This is a genomic window from Streptomyces sp. NPDC058653 (assembly GCF_042716895.1).
Taxonomy (GTDB): domain Bacteria; phylum Actinomycetota; class Actinomycetes; order Streptomycetales; family Streptomycetaceae; genus Streptomyces.
Genome location: NZ_JBHXRM010000008.1, coordinates 190,590 through 207,325 on the forward strand (window position 1 = coordinate 190,590; position 16,736 = coordinate 207,325).

Sequence of the window (16,736 nt, forward strand, 5' to 3'; positions counted from 1 at the left end):
GGTCCCGGCGCCCACGGCGGGTGACCGATCAGGTGACGTCGTCGTAGCCGTTCACCCGGGCCGTGCGGTTGCCGTCCTGCTCGGGCAGCGCGGCCACCGACGGGACCGGTTCGACGCTGCCGACGCTCTCCGGGGTGTGGTCCAGCTCGGACGCCTCGTCGTCGTCCAGCGCGGCGTCGGGGTCGTTGCGCCGCCTGCGCCGGTCGTTCAGCAGGGAGAAGCCGACCGCTCCGAAGTAGAGGACCACGATCGGCCCGGCCAGCGCGAGCATGCCGACGGGGTCCGTGGTCGGGGTGACGACGGCGCCGAAGACGAAGACGCCCATGACGACGGCGCGCCACCAGCCGGCCATCCGGCGCCCGGTCACGACGCCGGTCATGTTGAGCATGACCAGCACGAGGGGCAGCTCGAAGGCGAGCCCGAAGACCAGCACCATGCGGGTGGTGAAGTCGATGACCTCTTCGAGGGAGAGGATGTTCGACGAGCCCTCCGGCGTCAGGCTGAGAAGCACCTTGAGGCTGATCGGGAGGATCACGTACGCCAGGTAGGCGCCGGCCGCGAAGAGGGGCACGGCCGTGGCGACGAAGCCGTACGTGTACTTCTTCTCGTTCTTGTGCAGACCGGGGGCGATGAAGGCCCAGAGCTGGTAGAGCCAGACCGGGCTGGAGCCGATGATGCCGGCCGTGAGGCTGACCCGGATCGTGGTGGTGAACGGCGCCGTGATCGTGTTGAAGGAGACCAGCGCGCAGTTGCCGCCGTCGCTGTCCTGCAAGCCTTCCTGGCACTTGGGCACGGTGTCGGCGAAGAACGTCATGATCGGCTCGCTGTAGACCGCGGCCACGATCGACACGACGACGATCGCCAGGATCCCCTTCGAGAGCCGGTTGCGCAGCTCACGAAGATGCTCCACGAGCGGCATGCGCCCCTCGGGATCCTTTTCCTCTGTGCGGGCAGACTTGGGCAACCCACGTCCTCATCTCGTGCGGCAGGCCGTCACCGTGCCCGGTGCGTGCATCGGCCCAGGTGTCGGATCAGCGCTTGGTCGAGTCGGTCGGCTCGGCGACGGGACGCGAGCTGGTGACATCGCCGGGCGCGGCCTGGATCGTCCGGGGCGCGGGCTGGTCCGGGTCGGCGGACGTGGTCGGCGGGTCCGTGGGAGCGGTGCCGCTCTTGTTGTCGTCGGACTTCATCGCCTTCGCCTCACTCTTGAGGATGCGCGCCGACTTGCCGAGGGAACGGGCCATGTCGGGCAGCTTCTTGGCGCCGAAGAGCAGGATGATGACGACAAGAATGAGGATGATCTCGGTGGGGCCGAGCCTACCCATAGCGATTACCTTCTTCACCGAGGCGACAGGAGTCTTGGACGACAGCCGGACAGTTGTCTGACCACCGTGCTGGCAGCGATCGTAACCCGCAGGGGTAAACGCAGGGCAATGCCTGTGCGTACTCCCTACGACGGCCCCCGCCTCCAGTCCGAGACCGCTTCGTCACCCTACCGCCCGAACTCGCGATGGAGGGAGGGTGCATTCATTTATCGGATGGCATCGCCGGTCCTGGCGAGATGGGTGGCGGCCAGCTCCAGCTCCTCGGCCGCCTGATTGATGCGCCGGGTCGTGGAGGCGACCTGGTGACCGAGGCGCTGGGCCTCGACGAAGACCCGGATCGCGAGAACACCGAGCACGGTGAGTCCGCAGAATCCGAGGGCGATGGCGAGCATGGGCCAGAACACGCGAGGAGCCTTTCCCCTAGAGAGTCGAATGCAGGCGCAGTGTCCGCACGCCGCCGCCCAGGAGCAGTTCGACGATGCGTTCCCCGGCGGGTCTGCGCACCGCCGTCCCGCACTCGGGGCAGGTGAACGAGTAGAAGGTCGTACGGCGGCTGGCGCCGATCGCGAGCCGTAGCGCGCCGGCCGAGAGTTCGAAGCGGGCCCGGCACTCGGGGCAAGCGGCCTGGAAGAGGACCGGCGCCATGGACATTTCCCCCATATCCCCTAGCTCTGTCGGTGGTCGTCCGCGTCGTACGCCGCCAGCGCCTCGCGTGCCGCCAGCCGCGCGCTCTCCGCGAGCTCCGGCGGGGAGGTGATCCGGCCGTCCCTGCCGAGCCGCAGCGCGAGCCGCCGCAGCGAGGCGGGCGCCGGCGTACGCAGGGTGATCCGCAGCCCGCCGTCGGACAGCTCCTCCGCGCTGTCGTGCGGGTAGTACTCGGCGACCCAGCGCCCGCCGGGGCCGACCTCGACCACCACCTCGGGGTCCTCGGCCGCCGGCTGCACCAGCCCCTCCGAGAGATCACGCAGCTCCAGCTCCGGCGGCGCGGCCGGCTCGTCGAGCAGCCTGATCTCGGCGACCCGGTCGAGCCGGAACGTACGCCGCGCCTCGGAGAGCCGGCACCACGCCTCCATATACGTGTGGCCCACCGCGAACAGCCGGATCGGGTCGACCTCACGCTCGGTCAGCTCGTCGCGCGCCGGGGAGTAGTAGCGCAGCCAGAGCCGGCGCCGCTCCGAGATGGCCCGGTCCACATCGGCGAAGACCCCGCCCTCGGACTCGAAGGTGACCGAGAGCCGGGAGCTGGCACCCGCCGCCTCTCCGGCGGCGGCCTCCAGTTTGGCGGTGGCCCGCAGCAGCGCCTGCCGGTCGCTCTCCCGCAGCCCCGGCAGGGTGGCGACGGCGCGGGCGGCCACCAGCAGGGCGGTCGCCTCGTCCGCGGCGAGCCGCAGCGGCTCGGCGACGTCGTCCGGGTTGTGCCACCAGATGCGGTCGCCGTCGGTGTCGATGTCGAGGAGGTCGCCGCCGCGGAAGCTCGTCCCGCACATGGGCAGGACGTCGAGGTCGGAGATCAGCTCGTCCTCGGTGATCCCGAAGGCGCGGGCGACGTCCTGGACGTGCGCGCCGGGGCGCTCACGCAGATACGTCACCAGCGAGAGCATCCGGCGCGTCTGGTCGATGGCGTTGGCTGCCATGGTGTGTAGGAAGTCCCCTCAGGCCTTGGCGACTGCGCGCAGCCGGTCCACGACGTCGGCCCGCAGGTCCGCGGGCTCCAGCACGACCACGTCGGGGCCGAACTCCACCAGCCACGCGTCCAGGCCGTGCCCGTACGGGATCTCCAACTCGTCCCAGCCGTCGCCCAGTTCCCGTGACGAGACCGCCCGTGCGCGCAGCGGATAGCCGCTCTCGGAACGGAGCCGGATCAGCGCCGAGCGCGTCGCGGTCTCACCCGCCCAGGTCTCGACCGTCTCGCGCACGGTCACCACGTCGGGTACGGCCGCGGTGAACAGCCCCGTCCTGGAGCGGACCCGGCCGGTGATCCGGGAGAGCCGGAAGACCCGCTCGGCCCTGCGCTCGCGGTCCCAGCCGGCCAGATACCAGTGGCCCCGCCAGCACTCCAGGGTCCAGGGCTCGACCTGGCGCTGCTCGGGCTTGGCGGCGTTGGCCTTGCGGTAGTCGAAGACCACGGGCCGACGGTCGCGGCAGGCCAGCATCAGCGGCTCGAACGCGGCCTCGTGGACGGGGATGCGCGGCTCCAGGGCGCTGTGGTGCGCCTCGTACGAGTCCTCCGCCTCCGGCATGCCCGCGGCCCGCAGCTTCTGGAGCGCGCCGCTGGCGGCTCCCGCGAGCCGGGCCTGCTGCCAGACCTTGGCGGCGAGACCGAGCGCGGCGGCCTCCTCCGCGTCCAGGGTGATGGCGGGGAGCCGGTTGCTGTCCCGGCGGGCGAGATAGCCGGTCTCGCCGTCCAGGTTCTCCACCGTCTCGATGACCAGACCGAGCTCGCGCAGATCGTCCTTGTCCCGCTCGAACATCCGGTTGAAGGAGTCGTCGGAGCCGGCTTCCAGATATGCCTCGATGGACTCGCGCAACTCGCGCTTGCTGAGCGGGCGCCGTGTACCGAGCAGGCACAGCGCGAGATTCATCAACCGCTCGGCCTTGGCAATGGCCATCGACGCCCTACACCTCATTTGATAGTGCCGGATCCGCGCGTCGACCGTACCGCCCGGCGGTCCCTCGGTAAAAGCCGAGGGCCCATGCCGGACAGCATGGGCCCTCTGTGTGTCCGTAACCGACCGGACCGGTACGTCGTCGTATCGACAAACGCCGATCGGACGGCGAACTCGATCAGACGGAGACGAGATCGCAGACGAAGATCAGCGTCTCGCCGGGCGCGATGGCCCCGCCGCCCGCGCCACGCTCGCCGTACGCGAGGTGGGAGGGGATCGTCAGCTGGCGACGGCCGCCGACCTTCATGCCCTGGACACCCTGGTCCCAGCCGGAGATGACCTGTCCGAGACCGAGCTGGAAAGAGAGCGGCGCACCGCGGTTCCAGGAGGCGTCGAACTCCTCACCGGTGGAGAAGGCCACGCCCACGTAGTGGACGGAGACGGTGTCGCCCGCCTTGGCCACGGCGCCATCGCCCTCCCAGATGTCCTTGATCTCCAGGTCGGCCGGCGGCTCGCCACCCGGGAAGTCGATCTCGGGCTTCTCGATGCTCACTGAACTGCTCCTCTAAATGATGAACGGGGCAACCGGCACAGTCTTACACCTTCGCCAGGATGTCCACGGCGAACACCAGCGTGGAGTTCTTGGGGATGCCCTGCTGCTCCTTGTCGCCGAAGGCGTCGGCCGGCGGGATCACGATCAGCACGCGGCTGCCGACCTTCTTGCCCACGACGCCGTCCTTCAGTCCCTTGAGGGTGAGCTGCGGCAGCGGGAACGTGACGGTCTTGCCGTTCTTGTACGTGCTGTCGAAGGTCTTGGCGTCCTTCCACAGCAGTGCCTCGTAGTTCAGCACGACCGTGTCGGTGGCCTTGACGGCCTCGCCCTTGCTCTCCAGCACATAGTTGGAGACGAGCTTGGTGGGCGGGTCCGACTTCGGGACCTTGACCGTGGGGGCCTTGCCGTCGGCGTTGACCCCGACCTTGGGCAGGTCGGCGTCGGTCTGCGCGACCTCGGTGCCCTTGGCGGTGGTCGGGACCTGCGTCGCCTTCAGGACGTCGACGACGAAGACGAGGGTGGAGTTGGGCTTGATGTCGCCCTGGCCCTGCGCCCCGTAACCGAGCTCCGGCGGGATGACCAGCTCGACACGGCTGCCGACCTTCTGGCCCTCCAGGCCCTTGTCCCAGCCCTGGATGACCATGCCGGCGCCGAGCGTCAGATCGAAGGGAGCCTTGCGGTCGAAGCTGTTGTCGAAGGGCTTGGTGGAGTCCCAGGACTGGCCCAGGTAGTTGACCTGGATCGCGTCGCCCTTCTTGAGCTTCGCGCCGTCACCCTCGCTGATGACGTCGGTCTGCAGCTCCTTCGGGGGCTTCCCCTCGCCCTTTCCGAGGGTCGGCTTCTCACCGAACTTGGATCCCGCGGTGATCTCGGGAAACCCGTTCTTGGACGAGGTGGAGTCGGAGCCTCCGTCGTCACCGCACGCCGCCACGGAGAGCAGCAGTAGGGGGATGACGACGAGGCCGGCAAGTCGGCGCACGAATTCCTCAGATCTCAGAAGGTTGGGTTTGGGTCCTCGACACTCTAGGGGGTGTCTTGTCGATCAGGTCGGATCAGCGAGCGGGGTCTGGCGCGTGCGATCGCAAGGCGGAGGAGGGAGGCATGGCGGAGCCATGCCGACCGACGACAACGCGGCGATCGTGCGTGCCAGGGACCGCGAGCCCGGCCTGATCGACAAGACACCCCCTTAGGCGTGGCAGGGGCCCCGCACGAGGAACGTACGGGGCCCGAGTCGCGTTCCGGGACGACTGATGTCGCCCCTCGACGGTCACATACCGGCGATCAGCTTTTCGACCCGGTCGTCCACCGAGCGGAACGGGTCCTTGCAGAGCACGGTGCGCTGCGCCTGGTCGTTGAGCTTGAGATGGACCCAGTCGACGGTGAAGTCCCGCCGCTGCTCCTGGGCCCTGCGGATGAAGTCACCGCGCAGCCGTGCCCGGGTGGTCTGCGGGGGCACCGACTTGCCCTCGAAGATCTTCATGTCGTTGCAGATCCGGGCCGCCTGGCCGCGCTTCTCCAGCAGGTAGTAGAGCCCGCGGCGGCGGTGGATGTCGTGGTAGGCGAGGTCTATCTGGGCGACCCGGGGGTGGGACATGGTCATGTTGTGCTTGGCCCGGTAGCGCTCCAGGAGCTTGTACTTCATGACCCAGTCGATCTCGGTGCCGATCCGGTCCAGGTCCTCGGCCTCGATCGCGTCGAGCGTACGGCCCCAGAGCTCCAGGACCTGCTCCACGGTGCCGGTGCGGATGCCCCGGCGGTCGACGAAGTCCACGGCCTTCTCGTAGTACTCCCGCTGGACCTCGATCGCGGACGCCTCGCGCCCGCTGGCCAGGCGCACCTTGCGCTGGCCGGTGATGTCGTGGCTGACCTCGCGGATCGCCCGGATCGGGTTCTCCAGGGTGAGGTCGCGCATGACCGTGCCCGCCTCGATCATGCGCAGCACGAGATCCGTGGCGCCGACCTTGAGGAGCATGGTCGTCTCGGACATGTTCGAGTCGCCGACGATCACATGCAGCCGGCGGTAGCGCTCCGCGTCGGCGTGCGGTTCGTCACGGGTGTTGATGATGGGACGGGAGCGGGTGGTCGCGGAGCTGACCCCCTCCCAGATGTGCTCGGCGCGCTGACTGACGCAGTAGACCGCGCCACGCGGAGTCTGCAGCACCTTGCCGGCGCCGCAGAGCAGCTGCCGGGTGACGAGGAACGGGATGAGGATGTCCGCGAGCCGGGAGAATTCCCCGTGGCGGGCGACGAGATAATTCTCGTGGCAGCCGTAGGAGTTTCCCGCCGAATCGGTGTTGTTCTTGAACAGATAGACGTCGCCCGCGATTCCCTCCTCGTGCAGGCGGCGTTCGGCGTCGACGAGCAGGCCTTCGAGAATGCGCTCGCCCGCCTTGTCGTGCGTGACCAGTTCGGTCACGTTGTCGCATTCGGGTGTCGCGTATTCCGGATGCGATCCCACGTCGAGGTAGAGGCGGGCGCCGTTCCGCAGGAAGACGTTGCTGCTGCGGCCCCATGACACAACACGGCGGAAGAGGTAGCGCGCCACTTCGTCAGGGGACAGCCGGCGCTGTCCCCTGAAGGTGCACGTGACGCCGTACTCGTTCTCCAGCCCGAAAATGCGGCGGTCCATGTCTGAACATTACGCCTGATGGCCTGAGCTGAAACCGTGTTGGGCCGCACCGTTGCGATCATTTTCGTAACCGGGTTCCGCAATGGGGTCGCTTCCGGTGTCACCGGGAGGGGGCGCGAGGACCTTGCGGGTGGCCAGCAGAACCAGCAGCGCGGCGGTGCCGCCCGCCCCCGCGACGGCGAAGCTCTCCGAGGTCCCGGCGAGTTCGACGACCGGACCGGCCACTCCCGTACCGAAGGCGGCGCCGACGCCGAAGGTGGTGACGAGCCAGGAGAACGCCTCCGTGACGGTGCCGCGCGGGGCATGCCGGTCGACCACGATGAAGGCGCAGGCCAGCGCGGGCGCCAGGGAGACGCCGGAGAGCGCGGCGAGCCCGGTCATGGCGACGACGCCGGGGGTGAGCGTCAGGGGGAGGTAGCCGGCGGCGAGCAGGGCGGTGATCCACAGCAGCCGGCGTTCGGGGGCGCCGGTCCACTGTCTGGCCCCGTACGCGAGGCCTCCCACCAGCGCGCCGAGACCGAGGGCGGCCATCAGCCAGCCGTAGACGGACTCGCGGCCCTGGTCGTCCGCGTACGCGACGCCGGCGACCGTGATGGAGCCGAGCGCCAGCCCGATGAAGAGGAAGGCGGCGAGGAGCGCGAGGAGTCCGGGTGAGCGCAGGGCGCCCAGCCAGTGGGCCTCCCGGGGGGCCGAGCGCCAGGCGCGTGAGGGTTTGGAGAGGACGACCGTGAGCGCGCCCAGGACGCCTATCGCGTTGATGACCAGGAGCGCGGCTGCCGGGGACCAGAGGGCCACGAGGAGCGTGACGAGGAGCGGTCCGGCCGTGAACATCACCTCCTGCGCGACGGCGTCCATCGCGTACGCCCGGTGCACCCGGTCCTCCCGGCCGAGCACGCTGGGCCACAGGGCCCGCAGACCGCCTTCGAGCGGCGGGGTGAAGAAGCCCGCGACGGTCACCGCCAGGTAGGCGAGGGGCAGCGGGTCGATGCCGGTGCCGGCGAGGAGCACCATGCCGAGCGCGGAGACGAGGGCGGCGGGGAGCTGGACGCGCGGCTGGCCGACCAGGTCCACGGCGCGGCCGAGGAGCGGCTGGCCGATCGCGGTGGCGAGCCCGTAGACGGCCGCCAGGGCGCCCGCGAGGGTGTAGCCGCCGCCCGCGTCACGGGTGAACAGGACGATCGCGATGTGCCCGGTGGCGCTGGGCAGCCGCCCGACGAGCGTGCCGGTGAGCAGCCGTGCGGCGTGCGGCGCCCTGAGAATGTCCACATAGCCGGTGGCCATGGTTCCCCCTTCTCTCCCCCGGTTCGCCCGGCAAGTTTTACGTATAACTTCGCGGGGTCATACGTACCATGTCCGGAGCCCGCTGGTCCACCGGCTTCGGGCGGGCAGCAGTCACCGCGGAGGACGACACCCATGGCAGAGCCGCCCCCTACGGACGGGTCCGGGTCCGGCGCCGCCGCCCGGTCCGGGAGGCCGACCAGCAGGGACGTGGCGCGCGCCGCCGGGGTGTCGCAGGCGACGGTCTCCCTGGTGCTGGGCGACAAGTGGCCGGGCCGGGTCTCCGAGCGCACGGCCGGGCTGGTCCGGGACACGGCCCGGGAGCTCGGCTACCGGCCCAATCTCGCGGCCCGCAGCCTCCGTCTCGGCCGGACCAGGACGGCGCTGCTGGTGGTCCCGGCACTCACCCACGAGTTCTTCGCCCGGGTCTACACGGGCGCCGCGTCGGTCGCGGCGGAGCACGGCTTCGGGGTGGTCCTGTATCCCTCGCCCGAGGGCGTCGGGCCCGCCAGGGACCCGTTCGCGTCGGCGCGGGCGGCGCTGGACGGTGTGATCGCCTCGTCCATGGCCACCGAGGCGCTCGCCGCGATCCGCGGCACCGATCTGCCGCTGGTGATGCTCGACAGCGACCCCGCCGGGTCGGGCGCCGCCGCGCATGTGAACCTCGACATCGCGGACGCCATGCGGCAGGTGACCGGCCATCTGCTCGGTCTCGGCCACCGCCGGATCGTCCATCTCGCCTCGGCCGTGACGTCCTGGACGTTCGCCGTACGGGCGGACACGCTGGCCGGGACGGTACGCGGGGTGCCCGGTGCGGTCGTACGGACCGTGCCGTCGGCCCTTGAGGTGCACGCGGCCCGGGAGGCGGCCGAGCGGGCCCTCGGCGGCCCCGGGCCCCGGCCCACGGCGCTGATCTGCGACAGCGACGTGCTGGCGGCGGGCGCCGTCAAGGCCGCCCGGAAACTCGGTCTGCGGGTGCCCGAGGACCTCTCCGTCACCGGGTTCGACGACTCGGGTCTGGCGACGGCGGTCGAGCCGGAGCTGACCACGGTGCGGCTGCCCGCGGAGCGGGTCGGCCGGCACGGGATGTCGGCCCTGCTGGCCATCCTCGACGGGCGCGAGCCCGAGAACCCCGTCCTGCCCGTGTCCCTGGTGATCCGCGGCTCCACGGCGCCCCCGCCGGCCTGACGGGCACGGACGGGCGTCCGCGCGGAGGAGACCCGGACGGACCGGTGCCCCGGACCGCACGGGCGGTACGGGGCACCGGAGGCACTGCGCGGCTCACTCGCCGGAGTCGCCGGACGCCTCCGACTCCTCGGTGTCCGAGGGAGCGTCGGTCGGCGTCGAGGCCGCGCCGTCCGCCTCCAGCAGACGGGCGAGCTGACGGCCGACCACACGCTTGAACTTGCGCTGCTGTGGCCGGGTACGGTCCAGGACCGCCACCTCCAGCCGTTCCGCGGGGATCTCCCGCTCGCCGCCGTTCGTGTCACGGGACAGAGCCTGCACGGCCAGCTTCAGCACCTCGGCGAGCGTCATCCCGTCACGGTGCTGCTGGTCGAGGAAGGTACTGATCTGCTCGGAGTTGCCGCCGACGGCCACCGAGCCGTGCTCGTCGACGATCGAGCCGTCATGCGGCAGCCGGTAGATCTGGTCCCCGTCGGCCGTCGGACCCACCTCGGCGACGACGAGCTCCACCTCGTACGGCTTCTCGCCGGCGCTGGAGAAGATCGTGCCGAGCGTCTGCGCGTAGACGTTGGCGAGCCCACGGGCCGTCACATCGTCGCGGTCGTAGGTGTATCCGCGCAGATCCGCGTAGCGGACACCGCCGATACGCAGATTCTCGTACTCGTTGTACTTGCCGGCGGCGGCGAATCCGATCCGGTCGTAGATCTCGCTGAACTTGTGCAGCGCGCGGGACGGGTTCTCACCGACGAAGACGATGCCGTCGGCGTACTGCAGCACAACCAGGCTGCGACCGCGGGCGATGCCCTTGCGGGCGTACTCCGCCCGGTCGGCCATGGCCTGCTGGGGTGAGACATAGAACGGCGTCGACACCGGCTATCCGTCCCTTCCTGTCAGTGACATGTCTTATCAGAAGAGGCCGGGCGTCAGAGCAGCTCGGCGCGCGGGCCGTCGGGCTGCTCCAGCCGGCGCTCGATGATGGAACGGGCGACCTCGGAGGACTCCTCCTCGGTGACCCTGCGGAAGCCCTCGTCGCTCATGATGTTGACGAGGGGATAGATCTTGCGCGCCACGTCCGGGCCGCCGGTGGCCGAGTCGTCGTCCGCCGCGTCGTAGAGCGCCTGGACGACGAGGGTGATGGCCTGCTCCTCGGTCAGTCCCTCGCGGAAGAGCTTCTTCATCGCGCCGCGCGCGAAGAGCGAGCCCGAGCCGGTGGCCGCGTACCCGTGCTCCTCAGAACGGCCGCCCGTGACGTCGTAGGAGAAGATGCGGCCCTTGCCGCGGTCCACGTCCCAGCCGACGAAGAGCGGGACCACGGCCAGGCCCTGCATGGCCATGGCCAGATTTCCGCGGATCATGGTGGAGAGCCGGTTGGCCTTGCCCTCGAACGAGAGCTGCGCGCCTTCGACCTTCTCGAAGTGCTCCAGCTCCAGCTGGAAGAGCTTGACCATCTCCACGGCGAGACCCGCCGTACCCGCGATACCCACGGCCGAGTACTCGTCGGCCGGGAAGACCTTCTCGATGTCGCGCTGCGCGATCATGTTGCCCATGGTGGCCCGCCGGTCACCGGCGAGGATCACTCCGCCCTCGAAGGTGACGGCGACGATCGTCGTACCGTGCGGCGCCTCGATCGCGCCCTGGACGGGCGGCAGCACCCGGTTGCCGGGCAGGATCTCCGGCGAGTGGGCCGACAGGAAGTCCATGAACGAGGCGGAGCCGGGCGTCAGGAAGGCTGCCGGCAGACGCCCGGTAGTACGAGGGTTGGCTTCCACGCGTTTCCTTCCGGATTGGCGGCGGCCCGCCACTGGTGGCCGGGCCGATCATTCGAACTGTGCACGGACATTACCCGTGTACCCGCCGCTCATCCGCCCCGGTGCGACCGGCTTTCGCCGCCGGCACCGGGACGGACAACCGGCTTTACTCCCCGCCCTTTTGGACGAAGGAGCGCACGAAGTCCTCGGCGTTCTCCTCGAGCACGTCGTCGATCTCGTCCAGCACGGAGTCCACGTCGTCCGACAGCTTCTCCTGGCGTTCCTTGAGGTCCTCGGACTGCTGTGCGTCCTCGGTCTGCTCCTCGACGTCCTCGGTGGAACGCGTCGCCTTCTGCTGTCCGCCGCCGGTGTCCTTGGTCGCCATATCCCTCACCCCGCTCGGTTCGCCCCGCTCGATGTGACCTTCAAGATCCGACCCTACAAGCAGGGTCCGACATCGGCCCCGCAGTTCGTACAACGTCCGGGGGCCACCTCCATGATTCCCGGACCGGGACCGTTTCAGCCGCCCGAGAGCACACGGACGAGCTCCTCGGCCGTACGGCACCGGTCCAGGAGCTCTTTCACGTGGTTACGGGTGCCCCGCAGCGGCTCCAGGGTCGGCACCCGCTGGAGCGAGTCCCGGCCCGGCAGATCGAAGATGACCGAGTCCCAGGAGGCCGCGGCCACGTCGTCCGCGTACTGCTCCAGACAGCGGCCGCGGAAATAGGCGCGTGTGTCCTCAGGAGGCTTGCTCTCGGCCCGCTCGACGTCCGACTCGTCCAGGAGCCTGTCCATCTTGCCGCGGGCCACCAGACGGTTGTACAGGCCCTTCTCGGGGCGTACGTCCGCGTACTGGAGATCCACCAGATGCAGCCGCGCCGCGTCCCACTCCAGGCCGTCCCGGCGGCGGTAGCCCTCCAGGATCTCCTTCTTGGTGACCCAGTCCAGCTCGCCCGACAGGCTCATCGGGTCGTTCTCCAGCCGGTTGAGCGTGTCCTCCCACCGCCCGAGGACGTCCCTCGTCTGCTCGTCGGCGTCCACCCCGTAGCGTTCCTCGACGTATTTGCGCGCGAGCTCGAAGTACTCCATCTGGAGCTGTACGGCGGTGAGTGTCCGCCCGCTACGGAGCGTGACCAGGCGGCCGAGGGAGGAGTCGTGCGAGACCTGGTGGAGCGTGCGCACCGGCTGGTCCACGGCCAGGTCGACATTGATGAACCCGTCCTCGATCATGGACAGGACCAGGGATGTCGTCCCGAGCTTGAGATAGGTGGAGATCTCCGAGAGATTCGCGTCGCCGATGATCACATGGAGCCTGCGGTACTTCTCGGCGTCCGAGTGCGGCTCGTCCCTGGTGTTGATGATGGGCCGTTTGAGGGTGGTCTCCAGACCGACCTCGACCTCGAAGTAGTCGGCGCGCTGGCTGATCTGGAAGCCGTGCTCGTGGCCGTCCTGGCCGATGCCCACCCGGCCGGCGCCGGTGACGACCTGCCGCGAGACGAAGAACGGCGTCAGATGGCGCACGATGTCCGAGAACGGGGTCTCCCGCTTCATCAGGTAGTTCTCGTGCGTGCCGTACGAAGCGCCCTTGTTGTCGGTGTTGTTCTTGTACAGCAGGATCGGCTGGGCGCCGGGGAGCTGGCCGGCGCGCTCGGCGGCCTCGGCCATGATGCGCTCACCGGCCTTGTCCCACAGGACGGCGTCGCGCGGGTTGGTGATCTCCGGAGAGCTGTACTCCGGGTGCGCGTGGTCGACGTACAGCCGCGCGCCGTTCGTGAGGATCACATTGGCCAGCCCGATGTCCTCGTCGGTGAGCTGGCTGGACTCGGCGGCCTCGCGGGCGAGGTCGAAGCCTCGTGCGTCCCGCAGCGGGTTCTCCTCCTCGAAGTCCCAGCGGGCGCGGCGCGCCCTGTGCATCGCCGCCGCGTAGGCATTGACGATCTGGGACGAGGTGAGCATGGCATTGGCGTTCGGTTGGCCCGGGACGGAGATGCCGTACTCCGTCTCGATGCCCATTACTCGCCGTACGGTCATGCGGCCCTCCTTGCCCGGCGGCGCTCCCCTTCGGGATCGGCGCTCAAGTACCGCTGTCTCTCCGGTGCGTGTGCGGTGCCCGTCCCCGCACTGCGCGACGCGGCGGTACCGAAGAGCCTAGAACGCCTGTGCACTGGTGGGGAGATCGTTTCCGTCATTGCCCTGGTGTGGTGAAAGGTACGGGGAAAGCAACCGGCTGCGGATGCCCGTCCGGACATCCGCAGCCGGTCCTTGCCTTACAGGTACTGCCCGGTGTTGGCCACCGTGTCGATGGAGCGTCCGGTGTCCGCGCCCTGCTTTCCGGTGACCAGCGTGCGGATGAAGACGATCCGCTCGCCCTTCTTGCCGGAGATACGGGCCCAGTCGTCCGGGTTGGTGGTGTTGGGCAGGTCCTCGTTCTCCTTGAACTCGTCCACACAGGCCTGGAGGAGATGGGCCACTCGGAGTCCTCGCTGGTTCTCGTCGAGGAAGTCCTTGATCGCCATCTTCTTGGCCCGGTCGACGATGTTCTGGATCATCGCGCCGGAGTTGAAGTCCTTGAAGTACAGGACCTCCTTGTCGCCGTTGGCGTACGTGACCTCGAGGAAGCGGTTCTCCTCGGACTCGGTGTACATCCGCTCGACGACCGACTGGATCATGCCCTGGACCGTGGACTCGGGCGACCCCTTGTGCTCGGACAGGTCGTCCTCGTGCAGGGGCAGCGAGGAGCGGAGGTACTTGGCGAAGATGTCCTTCGCCGCCTCCGCGTCCGGACGCTCGATCTTGATCTTCACATCGAGCCGGCCGGGCCGCAGGATCGCGGGGTCGATCATGTCCTCACGGTTGGAGGCGCCGATCACGATGACGTTCTCCAGGCCCTCCACACCGTCGATCTCGGCGAGCAGCTGCGGGACGATGGTGTTCTCCACGTCCGAGCTGACACCGGATCCGCGAGTGCGGAAGAGGGACTCCATCTCGTCGAAGAAGACGATGACGGGCGTGCCCTCGCTGGCCTTCTCCCGTGCGCGCTGGAAGACCAGGCGGATGTGCCGCTCGGTCTCGCCGACGTACTTGTTGAGGAGCTCGGGACCCTTGATGTTGAGGAAGTAGCTCTTCCCCGCGGGCCGGCCGCTCACCTCGGCGACCTTCTTGGCAAGGGAGTTGGCCACCGCCTTGGCGATGAGCGTCTTTCCGCAGCCGGGCGGACCGTAGAGCAGGATGCCCTTCGGCGGGCGCAGTTCGTGCTCCTTGAAGAGGTCCGGGTAGAGGTAGGGAAGCTCGACCGCGTCCCGGATCATCTCGATCTGGCCGCCCAGACCGCCGATCTTGCTGTAATCGACGTCCGGGACCTCTTCGAGGACGAGCTCCTCGACCTCGCTCTTGGGGACGACCTCGTAGACGTACCCGGAGCGCGGTTCGAGCAGCAGGGCGTCGCCGGCGCGGATCGTGATGTCCAGCAGCGGCTCCGCGAGCCGCACCACCCGTTCCTCGTCGGTGTGCCCGACGACCAGGGCGCGCTCGCCGTCCTCCAGGATCTCCTTGAGGGTGACGATGTCCCCGGCCCGCTCGAACTCCATGGCCTCGACCACGTTGAGGGCCTCGTTGAGCATGACTTCCTGCCCGCGTCTGAGCTCTTCGAGCTCGACGCCGGGGCTGACGTTCACCCGGAGCTTGCGGCCCCCGGTGAAGATGTCCGCCGTGCCGTCCTCGTTCGCATGCAGAAAGACACCGAAGCCGGCCGGCGGCTGCGCGAGCCGGTCGACCTCTTCCTTGAGGGCCACGATCTGGTCGCGGGCCTCACGCAGCGTATTGGCGAGCCGCTCATTCTGCGCGGACACACCTGCCAGGTTCGTCTGCAGTTCGACGATCCGCTCTTCGAGAATCCTCGTATGACGCGGAGAGTCGGCGAGCTTACGTCGCAGGACGGCGATTTCCTGCTCGAGATAGGCAACCTGGCCGGCCGGGTCTTCAGACCCCCGCCCGGGCCGGATGCCGCGGTTGATGTCGTCGTCGTGGGCTGCCACGGTCCTCACCTCCTCCAAGGGGAGCTGGACGCTTCCTGACCCTACCTGGGTAGGTGGTGATTAAAACCCCTAGATCACAAAGACTGTCGGGGCGTGTCCGATCTTCACCCTTGCGCTCTCCCTCACGCCAGGGGAATACCCACCGTTCAACATCGGAAAGCGGCCGGTTGTATCGTCGAAGTGTTCAACACCCGTCCGGGCTGGCGCGACTTGCCCGAGATTGCCTCACCCCACGCAGAAAACGGCAGGAGATATGACCGTGCAGCAGCAGGTTCCGACAGACGCCGTCACCGAGGGCGCCGAGCCGCTCGAAGTCTGGATCGACCAGGACCTCTGCACGGGCGACGGGATCTGTGTCCAGTACGCGCCCGACGTCTTCGAACTCGACATCGACGGCCTCGCTTATGTGAAGAGCGCCGACGACGAACTTCTCCAGTCCCCCGGCGCCACCACGCGCGTGCCGCTGCCCCTCCTCAGGGATGTCGTCGACTCGGCGAAGGAATGCCCCGGCGACTGTATTCATGTACGGCGCGTCTCGGACAGTGTCGAGGTGTACGGCCCCGACGCGGACTGAGCCTCCCCGCGGGCTCCTGACTCCGAGGTTACGCCGTCGGCGCGGCGACGGCCGGGGTCACCCGAGGTGAGCGGATCAGACGCTCCGCGACTCGCTGCCGCCGCCCACGCTCCGTACGAAGGCGCCGTTCTTCCACCGCCAGGTCGGGTTGTGCTCCTCGTCGGGGCAGCAGCCCGGTACGTCGGGTCCCGAGTAGCCGAGCAGGCGGGCCCGGACGACGCCGTCGCGTATCTGGAGGTCGGCGACGCTCTGCCGGTCGGCCGGGTCGACCAGTGTCGCCACGACCCGGGGGGCGTCGGCCTTCTCCGTCGACGTGAGGACGTACAGACCGTTCGGCGGGGTGCCGGAGCCGGCGTCGCAGCGGGCGGCGGCCACGGTCTCGGGATTGCCGTCGCCGTCGAGGTCCCCGGTGGCTTCCTTGGTGACCAGTGCTTTCGCGCCACCGCACTCCAGCGGGAAGTCCACGGCGGCGGTGTCGGGCGCGGGCAGCGGCGCCGCGTTCGGGGCGGTGCGTCCGGCGGGCTCGGTGCCGGCCTGGCCGGCCGTGGCGGCGTCGGGCTGGAGCAGACCGGCGAGGGCCACCACGGCGGCCATCGCGGTGGCCGTGGCGAGCCAGTGCACCGGACGCGGGTGGGTGTGCGCGAGGTCCGGAACGTCGGAGATCTGCACGCGGTGACTCCTGTGAAGGCGGTGCCGGTGGGGGTGGCGTGAATGGTGCCACACGTCACAGTGCGGTGGAACAGCGGGGTCCGTAAGGCCAACGTAAAGACGCCGCCGCCGAGTTCGCGTCGGGTGGACGCGAAC

18 protein-coding genes are annotated in these 16,736 nt (G+C 69.2%); 2 read left to right on the forward strand and 16 right to left on the reverse strand.

The window, feature by feature from the left end; genetic code table 11:
• Positions 1-28: 28 nt before the first annotated feature.
• From tatC to ACFWU9_RS10290, 10 genes are all read right to left on the reverse strand, one after another.
• The gene (gene tatC / locus ACFWU9_RS10245) at positions 29-919 is read right to left on the reverse strand and encodes a twin-arginine translocase subunit TatC (RefSeq protein WP_384316279.1); all 891 of its coding nucleotides are present in this window, start codon (positions 917-919) and stop codon (positions 29-31) included.
• A gap of 112 nt (positions 920-1,031) precedes the next feature.
• Complete coding sequence (gene tatA / locus ACFWU9_RS10250) at positions 1,032-1,325, reverse strand: Sec-independent protein translocase subunit TatA (RefSeq protein WP_384316281.1); 294 nt, start codon at positions 1,323-1,325, stop codon at positions 1,032-1,034.
• A gap of 206 nt (positions 1,326-1,531) precedes the next feature.
• Complete coding sequence (locus ACFWU9_RS10255; RefSeq protein ID WP_384316283.1) at positions 1,532-1,729, reverse strand: hypothetical protein; 198 nt, start codon at positions 1,727-1,729, stop codon at positions 1,532-1,534.
• A gap of 16 nt (positions 1,730-1,745) precedes the next feature.
• Positions 1,746-1,985 (reverse strand): hypothetical protein, encoded by a 240-nt coding sequence (locus tag ACFWU9_RS10260; RefSeq protein ID WP_384316285.1) that lies wholly within the window; start codon positions 1,983-1,985, stop codon positions 1,746-1,748.
• Between the two features lie 5 nt (positions 1,986-1,990).
• Positions 1,991-2,959: a helix-turn-helix transcriptional regulator gene (locus ACFWU9_RS10265; protein WP_384316286.1), complete on the reverse strand. Its 969-nt coding sequence runs from the start codon at positions 2,957-2,959 to the stop codon at positions 1,991-1,993.
• A gap of 18 nt (positions 2,960-2,977) precedes the next feature.
• Positions 2,978-3,934, reverse strand: coding sequence for a helix-turn-helix transcriptional regulator (locus tag ACFWU9_RS10270; RefSeq protein ID WP_384316288.1), 957 nt, complete (start codon positions 3,932-3,934; stop codon positions 2,978-2,980).
• 175 nt (positions 3,935-4,109) lie between these two features.
• On the reverse strand, positions 4,110-4,484 hold the full coding sequence (locus ACFWU9_RS10275; RefSeq protein ID WP_329389652.1) for an FKBP-type peptidyl-prolyl cis-trans isomerase: 375 nt from the start codon (positions 4,482-4,484) through the stop codon (positions 4,110-4,112).
• A gap of 43 nt (positions 4,485-4,527) precedes the next feature.
• Positions 4,528-5,463, reverse strand: coding sequence for an FKBP-type peptidyl-prolyl cis-trans isomerase (locus tag ACFWU9_RS10280; protein ID WP_384316290.1), 936 nt, complete (start codon positions 5,461-5,463; stop codon positions 4,528-4,530).
• 288 nt (positions 5,464-5,751) lie between these two features.
• Entirely contained in the window at positions 5,752-7,113 is a 1,362-nt protein-coding gene (pafA, locus tag ACFWU9_RS10285; protein ID WP_384316292.1) for a Pup--protein ligase, read from the reverse strand.
• Positions 7,114-7,122: 9 nt separating this feature from the next.
• The gene (locus tag ACFWU9_RS10290) at positions 7,123-8,394 is read right to left on the reverse strand and encodes an MFS transporter (RefSeq protein ID WP_384316294.1); all 1,272 of its coding nucleotides are present in this window, start codon (positions 8,392-8,394) and stop codon (positions 7,123-7,125) included.
• Between the two features lie 132 nt (positions 8,395-8,526).
• Between ACFWU9_RS10290 and ACFWU9_RS10295 the strand changes: the two genes are divergently transcribed.
• A complete protein-coding gene (locus tag ACFWU9_RS10295; RefSeq protein ID WP_384316296.1) occupies positions 8,527-9,579 on the forward strand; it encodes a LacI family DNA-binding transcriptional regulator in 1,053 nt (350 codons plus the stop codon).
• Positions 9,580-9,672: 93 nt separating this feature from the next.
• Here ACFWU9_RS10295 and prcA read toward each other — a convergent pair whose 3' ends face one another.
• The 5 genes from prcA to arc form a co-directional block, all read right to left on the reverse strand.
• Positions 9,673-10,446 (reverse strand): proteasome subunit alpha, encoded by a 774-nt coding sequence (gene prcA / locus ACFWU9_RS10300; protein ID WP_384316298.1) that lies wholly within the window; start codon positions 10,444-10,446, stop codon positions 9,673-9,675.
• Positions 10,447-10,499: 53 nt separating this feature from the next.
• The gene (prcB, locus tag ACFWU9_RS10305) at positions 10,500-11,345 is read right to left on the reverse strand and encodes a proteasome subunit beta (protein ID WP_384316300.1); all 846 of its coding nucleotides are present in this window, start codon (positions 11,343-11,345) and stop codon (positions 10,500-10,502) included.
• A gap of 145 nt (positions 11,346-11,490) precedes the next feature.
• Positions 11,491-11,709: a ubiquitin-like protein Pup gene (locus tag ACFWU9_RS10310; RefSeq protein WP_384316302.1), complete on the reverse strand. Its 219-nt coding sequence runs from the start codon at positions 11,707-11,709 to the stop codon at positions 11,491-11,493.
• A gap of 134 nt (positions 11,710-11,843) precedes the next feature.
• Positions 11,844-13,355 carry a depupylase/deamidase Dop gene (dop, locus tag ACFWU9_RS10315; protein WP_384316304.1) on the reverse strand — a complete coding sequence of 504 codons (1,512 nt, stop codon included), beginning with the start codon at positions 13,353-13,355 and terminating at the stop codon, positions 11,844-11,846.
• Between the two features lie 236 nt (positions 13,356-13,591).
• Positions 13,592-15,358, reverse strand: coding sequence for a proteasome ATPase (gene arc / locus ACFWU9_RS10320; protein WP_078078160.1), 1,767 nt, complete (start codon positions 15,356-15,358; stop codon positions 13,592-13,594).
• Between the two features lie 253 nt (positions 15,359-15,611).
• On the opposite strand from arc, the gene ACFWU9_RS10325 reads away from it, so the two are divergent.
• A complete protein-coding gene (locus tag ACFWU9_RS10325; protein WP_384316306.1) occupies positions 15,612-15,932 on the forward strand; it encodes a ferredoxin in 321 nt (106 codons plus the stop codon).
• A gap of 75 nt (positions 15,933-16,007) precedes the next feature.
• On the opposite strand, the gene ACFWU9_RS10330 is transcribed toward ACFWU9_RS10325, so the two are convergent.
• Entirely contained in the window at positions 16,008-16,601 is a 594-nt protein-coding gene (locus ACFWU9_RS10330; protein ID WP_384316308.1) for a hypothetical protein, read from the reverse strand.
• Between the last annotated feature and the right edge of the window lie 135 nt (positions 16,602-16,736).